The organism is Desulfurella sp. (assembly GCF_049977265.1).
Lineage (GTDB): Bacteria > Campylobacterota_A > Desulfurellia > Desulfurellales > Desulfurellaceae > Desulfurella.
In genome coordinates, this window is record NZ_JBMFGQ010000031.1 from 1 (window position 1) to 7,066 (window position 7,066).

6 protein-coding genes are annotated in these 7,066 nt (G+C 32.0%); all 6 read left to right on the plus strand.

Annotated features, from left to right (window positions below; all coding sequences use genetic code 11):
• Positions 1-123 precede the first annotated feature (123 nt).
• On the plus strand, positions 124-1,428 hold the full coding sequence (locus ACP5FO_RS06550; RefSeq protein ID WP_428157215.1) for a citrate (Si)-synthase: 1,305 nt from the start codon (positions 124-126) through the stop codon (positions 1,426-1,428).
• 128 nt (positions 1,429-1,556) lie between these two features.
• Positions 1,557-2,870: a sigma-54 interaction domain-containing protein gene (locus tag ACP5FO_RS06555; RefSeq protein ID WP_428157216.1), complete on the plus strand. Its 1,314-nt coding sequence runs from the start codon at positions 1,557-1,559 to the stop codon at positions 2,868-2,870.
• A gap of 300 nt (positions 2,871-3,170) precedes the next feature.
• Positions 3,171-4,334, plus strand: coding sequence for an acyl-CoA dehydrogenase family protein (locus ACP5FO_RS06560; RefSeq protein WP_428157217.1), 1,164 nt, complete (start codon positions 3,171-3,173; stop codon positions 4,332-4,334).
• Between the two features lie 24 nt (positions 4,335-4,358).
• On the plus strand, positions 4,359-5,405 hold the full coding sequence (locus tag ACP5FO_RS06565) for a hydroxymethylglutaryl-CoA synthase (RefSeq protein ID WP_428157218.1): 1,047 nt from the start codon (positions 4,359-4,361) through the stop codon (positions 5,403-5,405).
• A 2-nt stretch (positions 5,406-5,407) separates the two neighbouring features.
• Positions 5,408-6,568 (plus strand): thiolase domain-containing protein, encoded by a 1,161-nt coding sequence (locus tag ACP5FO_RS06570; protein ID WP_428157219.1) that lies wholly within the window; start codon positions 5,408-5,410, stop codon positions 6,566-6,568.
• Positions 6,568-6,963, plus strand: coding sequence for a Zn-ribbon domain-containing OB-fold protein (locus ACP5FO_RS06575; protein ID WP_428110366.1), 396 nt, complete (start codon positions 6,568-6,570; stop codon positions 6,961-6,963). Before ACP5FO_RS06570 ends, ACP5FO_RS06575 begins: the two co-directional genes overlap by 1 nt.
• Positions 6,964-7,066: the final 103 nt, after the last annotated feature.

Sequence of the window (7,066 nt, forward strand, 5' to 3'; positions counted from 1 at the left end):
TAGAAGCAAGCGCCAAAGCTTATCTAGATGCTATTAATAAAGCACTGATGTATATTACTTAAAAAGGAATAATTAAAAAAAATTCAATTGCAAAATTTAGTTAAAATTCAAGGAAGGTATTGTATGTCAAGATTTTTTGAAAAAATAAAAAGTATTGTAGAAATGAAACGTGAAGAATTTAACCTTTTTTTACAACAATATAAAAATATAAATATCGGAGAAATAAAAATATCACAAATAATAAATGGAATGAGAGGCTTAATGGTACTTTTTACAGATTTATCTTCTGTAGACCCTGAAAAAGGTATAATATGGCGAGGATACACTGTAGACGAAGTTCTCCAAAAACTTCCAAAACCTTCTTTATCAAAAATGCCTTATGTTGAAGCTCAATTTTATCTTTTAATTACCGGAGATATACCTTCAGAAACAGAAGTTAGAGAAATAATTGATATATTTAATGAAAGAAGAAAATTACCAGATTATGTATACACTATTTTAAAAACTATGCCGAAAGAGACAGATCCTAACATAATGCTTTCGGTTGCTATAAATTCAATGCAACATGAATCTATTTTTACAAAAGCATACCAAAAAGGTAAAGTGACAAAATACAATGCTTGGGAATATATGCTAGAAGATGTATTAAATTTACTCCCTAAAATATCTATTATTTCAGCTTTTATTTATAGACTTAAATATAAAAACAATATGTTTATCAAAGAGGATGATTCTTTAGATCTGGGGGGAAATTTTGCCTATATGATGGGAATAAATAGGCCTTACGATGAGTTTCTAAGACTTTATATGATATTATTATCAGATCATGAAAATGGAAATGTTTCTGCTCATACCACTCATTTAGTTGCTTCAGCTTTGGCGGATGCTTATTGCTCAATTTCTGCAGGTATAAACGGTTTGTCTGGACCTTTGCATGGGGGTGCAATAAAAGAATCTTTTAATTGGTTTATGAATCTATACCAACAAAAAAAGAATCAATTAACAAAGGAGATATTAGAACAAATCTGTGTAGATATGTTAAATAAAGGTTTAGTAATTCCTGGATACGGTCATGCAGTGCTTAGAAATAAAGATCCTAGATTTCTAGCACAAATGAAATTTGGAGAAGAATATTTAAAAGATGACGAACTTTTTCAAATAGCCTGTTTTGCATTTGATACAATACCTTATATTTTAAAAAAACACACAAAAATAAATAATCCATGGCCAAATGTAGATAATATTTCAGGAATTATTCATTCTCATTATGGTATGGATAAAGATTTTTTTACAGTTTTGTTCAGTAATTCTATAGTAATTGGATCTTTAGCAAATATTTTTTGGGATAGAGCTTTAAGCCTACCCATTGAAAGACCAAAATCAGTTACAATTAGTCAATTATTAGAATTAGTCAAAACTCATATTTAAAGTTTTTGTACTGGTTGATATTAATAAAAAAGCTTTTAATAAAATCTTGACAAACTCCATATTATGATCTAACATAAATAAAAGATAGAAAATTAACATATTCTAAATTTGATTTTGGAGTTAGAAAAGTGCTTTTTGACAAAAGTGAATTAGAAACTATTGTCGATGCGTTGGGTGTAGGAATATATTTAGCGGATAGCAAAGGTGTGACATTGTGGGTCAATAAAGTATTTGAAGATATTTCCTTAATAAAAAAAGAGGAGGTTGTTGGGAAAACGTTAAGGGAGTTAGTTGATGCTAAATTTTTTTCTAATTCTGCTACTTTGTCAGTAATTTCAAACAAAAAACCAACAATAGTTTCTTTTAATACAAAAACAGGTAAAAAACTTTTATCTCAAGGCAAGCCAGTTTTTGATAATAGAGGAAATTTAAAATATGTGGTGAATACTATTTATGATATTTCAAATATATTTTTGACACCTGAAGAAGAAAACATAAATAAGAATTTAGCTTCAGATTATAATATTGTTGCTCAAAGTGAAAAAATGTTAAAAATAGTCAATATAGCTGTTAAAGCATCTAATGTAGATTTACCCGTCCTGATTTGTGGAGAAACTGGTGTAGGTAAAGAATTAGTTGCAAAATTAATTCATTATGCTGGATCAAGGAAAAATTTTCCTTTTGTAGCAGTAAATTGCGCAGCTATACCTGAATCTTTGTTAGAATCAGAATTGTTTGGTTATGAACCAGGTAGTTTTACAGGATCTAATAAAAAAGGGAAAAAAGGAATTTTTGAAATTGCAAATAATGGAACGGTTTTTTTAGATGAAATCGCTGATATGCCAATGTTTTCTCAAGCAAAACTACTACGATTTTTGGAAGATAATCAATTTTTAAAATTAGGTTCAACAAAACCTACAAAAGTTGATGTTAGAATTATAGCAGCAACAAATGTAGATATTAAAAAAGCTATTCAAGAGAGTCGTTTTAGAAAAGATCTTTATTATAGACTTAGTACAATTTATATAAATATACCGCCACTTAGAGAAAGATTGGAAGATGTGAATATATTGACAAAATTTTTTTTAAATAATCTTAACGAAACATACAAAACAAGAAAAGTTATAATACCCGATGTAATTAATGCAATTAAAACACAAAATTTAGATGGAAATGTCAGAGAATTAAAAAGTATTATCGAAAAACTTTACTTTTATTCTAAAAATGACACTATAACAATCGAGGATTATTATGAAAATAACGCAGTTAAAAATGAGTTAAGTAGTGATAAAAAAAGTTTAAAAGATAATATTGAAGCTTATGAAAAAAGTATATTGCAAGAATATTTTGAACTATACAAAAGTACCAGAAAATTAGCTAAAGCTTTAAAAATCAGTCAATCCAGTGCTTTCAAAAAGCTGAAAAAATATGGTCTATTATGATTACTTTTGTAATCACATGATTTTAAAACTAATCATACTTAAATTTTTCTATTAACATAAAGTTAACTAAACAAATATATTAATTTATCGAATAGTATATTAACTTTTAAAAGCTTATGAATATTTCATTTTACAATATAATAATTTATAAATATTAATAATTAACAGTTAAAAACATTAAGCTAATAACAATTTATTATAAATATCTAATAATCTACTTTAAAAAATAATGACATATTTAAGTTTAGAACAGTTTTTGCTTATATTAGTTAATAGAGAGAAAATGAAAAGGAGGTAAAAATGCTTATTTCAAAGGTAGGATTACGTGAAGAAGTAGTTGAGTTCGCAAATACTGTAAAAGATTTTTGTGAACGGGAATTTAAAGACACATTGGAATGGGACCAACAAGAATATATGCCCCCTGAGCTATGGAAAAAGATGGGTGACATTGGTCTTACAGGGATGATGTTAGATAGTGACCTGGGTGGATTGGGTGATGATCTATTAACAAGCGTTGTAATACATGAAGAAATGTCTGTATATTCACCTGCAATTGCTATGACATTAGGTGCTCATGCTATACTTGCCGGTAATGTTATTAATAGAGCTGGCAACAAACAACAAAAAGAAAAATATATTCCACCTATAGCTGCCGGAGATAAAGTAGCTGCAATATGCATAACTGAGCCAGAAATAGGCTCAGATGCTGCACATCCTAGAACAAGAGCTATTAAAAAAGGTGATAGATATATATTGCGAGGAAGCAAAATTTTTATAACTAATGGCCCTGTTGCAGATATTTTTGTAGTTTATGCACGCACATCTGATGATCCTAAGCGAGGCGTTTCTGCTTTTATAGTAGAAAAGAATTTTGGAAATATTTCTATAGAAAAAATGCATAAGATGGGAATGAGAGCTTCTCCTACAGGTTTCGTAACTTTTAATGATACGGAAGTACCAGAAGAAAATTTATTAAGAGAGGAGGGAGAAGGACTCCATATAATGATGGAAGGCTTAGATGTAGAAAGGATTGGTTTATCTGGAAGCAATTTGGGCATGATTAAAGGTTCTTTGGATATTGCATCAAATTACGCTAAAGAAAGAATTCAATTTAATCAGCCAATAATAAACTATCAATTGATTCAAGAAAAGTTGGGTTACATGCTTTCACAATTGGAGTTGAATAGACTTTATCTATACCAACTGGCTGAAGTATGGAGAAAAAATCCTGGTTCGAGAAAATTAAGAGCAGCGACTGCATTGGTTAAAATGACATCAGCTCAAGCCGCAGTAAAGTCAGCAGAGGAAGCTATACAAATTCTTGGTGGTTATGGTTATACAACTGATTATCGTGTTCAGATGTATTGGAGAGATGCGAAACTTTATGATATTGGTGCAGGAACAACAGAAATGATGAAAATTTTACTTTCAAGACGCATAGAAGATGGTTTTAGCGATTTATAAATTTTTTAAAGGAGGTTTTTAGTTATGACAGGTATTGTAGGGTATGGATGTTATGTTCCAAAGCGTAGGATTAAGGTAGAAGAAATAGCTGCCCAATGGGGTGACGATGCCGAATCTTTGAAAAGTGGTTTATTGGTAAGAGAAAAAACGGTTCCTGCAAAAGATGAAGATTCTGTAACGATAGCGTACGAAGCTGCCAGAAATGCTTTAAAAAGAGCAGAAATTGATCCACAAGAAATAGGAGCTGTATATATTGGCTCGGAATCAAAACCATATGCAGTTAAACCTTCAGCAACTATTGTAGCAGATGCATTAGGTATAACTCCAGCTGTTCATGTGGCTGATTATGAGTTTGCATGCAAAGCTGGCAGTGAAACAGTATTTGTAGTATATGGACTAGCAAAATCTGGGGAAATTAAATATGGTCTTGGTATAGGCTCAGATACTTCTCAGGGTGCTCCAAAAGATCCGTTGGAATACACAGCGGCTGCAGGTGGAGCGGCATTCATAATGGGGAATGATAATGTTTTAGCAGAGGTTATTGCCACATATTCATATACAACAGATACACCAGACTTTTGGAGAAGAGATGGTCAATCATACCCAACCCATACAGGTCCATTTACAGGAACTCCAGCATACTTCAATCATACTTTAAATTCTGCTAGGGGAGTTATGGAAAAAGCAAAAATGACACCAAAGGATATTACATATTGCGTTTTCCATCAGCCAAATGGAGCTTTTCCTTTAAGAGCATCAAAGATGCTAGGGTTTACAAAAGAGCAATTTGAACCAGGATGGGTTGCTCCTTATATTGGCAATACATATTCAGGCTGTTCACTGTTAGGCTTAGCTTCTGTATTAGATATTGCCAAAGCTAACGATATAATTCTTGTGACTTCATTTGGCTCTGGAGCAGGAAGCGATTCTTTTATATTTAAGGTAACAGAAAGGCTAGAAAAAGTCCGAAACAATGCGCCACTATTAAAGTATTATGCTGATAGAAAACAGTATATTAATTATGCAAACTATGCTTTTTTACGGGGCAAAATTAAAATGAGGGAGGACTAATAATGAGAGAAGTAGCAGTTGTTGGTATAGGAATGACAAACTTCGGATATTTGTGGGAAAAATCATGGAGAGATTTGGCTGTTGAAGCAAGTTTAGAAGCAATAAAAAGCTCGGGAGTTGATAAAATAGATTCAATCTATTTAGGAAATTTTAGCGGCGGTACTTTTGTAGAACAAGAGCATATGGCTGCAATTTTAGCTGATTATTTAGGATTTTTACATATACCATCTACTAGGATAGAAAATGCTTGTGCTTCAGGAGGAGTAGCTATTAGACATGCTTATATGGAAGTAGCATCAGGAATGTCTGATGTAGTGCTTGTCACGGGTGTTGAAAAAATGACCGATGTTGTAACTTCTCAGGGTGTTTATTCATTATCTATGGCTGCTGATAGAGAGTATGAGGGTTATCAAGGCGTTACTTTTCCTGGCTTATTTGCATTGGTAGCAAAAAAATACATGCATGATTTTAATGCTACAAGAAAACAACTTGCAGCAGTAGCGGTAAAAAATCATAAAAACGCTTCAAAAAATCCAAAAGCACAATTTCACAACATAATCACAATTGATGATGTTTTGAATGCTTCAATAATAGCAGATCCTCTTGGATTGTATGATTGTTCTCCAATGACTGATGGAGCAGCAAGTGTCATTTTAATGCCGTTAGACAAAGCAAAAAAATTGTCAAATGCTGCTAAACCCATTAAAATTTCTGGTATAGCCCAGGCAACTGATACAATTGCTTTAGCTCAAAGGGATGATTTTGTTACATTTCAAGCTACAATAGAAGCTGCAAAAAAAGCTTATCAAATGGCTGGTAAATCACCTAATGATATAAACGTTGCTGAGGTACATGACTGTTTTACTATAGCTGAAATATGTGCAATAGAAGACTTAGGATTTTTTGAAAAAGGTAAAGGTGCAAAAGCTACAGAAGACGGTCTAACAGAGATTGGTGGGAAAATTCCTGTAAATCCAAGCGGTGGTCTAAAGGGAAAAGGACATCCTGTAGGCGCAACAGGTGTTGCACAAATTGTGAATCTTGTAGAACAATTAAGAGGTCAAGGTAAAGATCTCCAGGTTAATAACGCTAAAGTAGGATTAGCCCATAACTTAGGTGGTTCTGGTGCCACCGTTACAGTTACAATTTTGGAGGTGATTTAATGTTAACTATACCGAGAAATTGGAGAGAAAAGCCACAAAGATACATGTTAAAAGGTGGTAAGTGTAAAGATTGTGGTTACACAATGTATCCTGCCAGAAAAATATGTCCAAAATGCCACTCGGAAAATATTGAAATTATTGATCTTCCAAGAGAAGGTAAAATACTTACTTATACAATAATTTATTCTGCTCCAGAAGGCTTTGAGGATTTTACACCATATTCAGTAGCTATAGTGGAGCTTACAAATGGTGCTAGATTAATGCTACAAATTGTTGATAGTGATTTTAATAATATAGAGATTGGCAAAAAAGTAAGTGTGGTATTTAGGAGATTATTTGTTGAAGGTAAAGCTGGAATTATAATTTATGGTCCAAAAGCTATAGTTGAAGATTAAGGTTGAGGGGTTTCCCCCTTACCTTTTTAGAGGTTAAAATGAGTAAAGTACTTATTGAGAAAGAAGGTAATGTAGCGATTGTATATATGAATAATTTAGATAA

Excerpts from the sequence above, each read along its gene's own strand:
- ACP5FO_RS06560 (WP_428157217.1), top strand. The coding sequence starts at position 3,171 with ATGCTTATTTCAAAGGTAGGATTACGTGAAGAAGTAGTTGAGTTCGCA.
- ACP5FO_RS06565 (WP_428157218.1), top strand. The coding sequence starts at position 4,359 with ATGACAGGTATTGTAGGGTATGGATGTTATGTTCCAAAGCGTAGGATT.
- ACP5FO_RS06550 (WP_428157215.1), top strand. The coding sequence starts at position 124 with ATGTCAAGATTTTTTGAAAAAATAAAAAGTATTGTAGAAATGAAACGT.
- ACP5FO_RS06575 (WP_428110366.1), top strand. The coding sequence starts at position 6,568 with ATGTTAACTATACCGAGAAATTGGAGAGAAAAGCCACAAAGATACATG.
- ACP5FO_RS06570 (WP_428157219.1), top strand. The coding sequence starts at position 5,408 with ATGAGAGAAGTAGCAGTTGTTGGTATAGGAATGACAAACTTCGGATAT.